This window comes from Corallococcus sp. AB049A (assembly GCF_003668885.1).
GTDB lineage: Bacteria > Myxococcota > Myxococcia > Myxococcales > Myxococcaceae > Corallococcus > Corallococcus interemptor.
Genome location: NZ_RAWL01001271.1, coordinates 1 through 416, shown reverse-complemented (window position 1 = coordinate 416; position 416 = coordinate 1). Strand labels below are relative to the sequence as shown.

The 416-nt window shown below is 67.8% G+C and carries 1 pseudogene; it reads left to right on the top strand.

What is annotated here, in order from left to right:
- Positions 1-416 (top strand): annotated as a pseudogene (locus D7X55_RS46975) (glycoside hydrolase family 92 protein); the annotation flags it as partial.

Here is a 416-nt window from a genome sequence, read left to right as displayed (position 1 = left end):
TCTGGACCCCGGTGACCGATGCCGGCGCACTGAACTGGCTGTACCGCTGGAACGAACAGAACGACGCACAGAACCGCCCGCAGCTGCAGGCGCTTGCGCTGAGCCACCAGCCCAGCCCGTGGATGGGTGACCGCCAGACCTTCCAGGTGATGCCCTCGGCCAGCCGTGGCGTGCCGGAGGCCGACCGCCGCAAGCGCGCGCTGTCGTTCGATCGCCGCCATGAAAGCGCGCGCCCCTACCGCTACGACGTGCGCTTCGACAACGGCATCGCTGCCGCCATCGCGCCGACCGATCATGCCGCGTTGTTCCGCTTCGACTTCCCCGAAGGCGGTGACGCCAACCTGCTGTTCGACAACGTCGATGCACGTGGTGGCCTGACTCTGGATGCCGCCACACAGACGCTGTCGGGCTACACC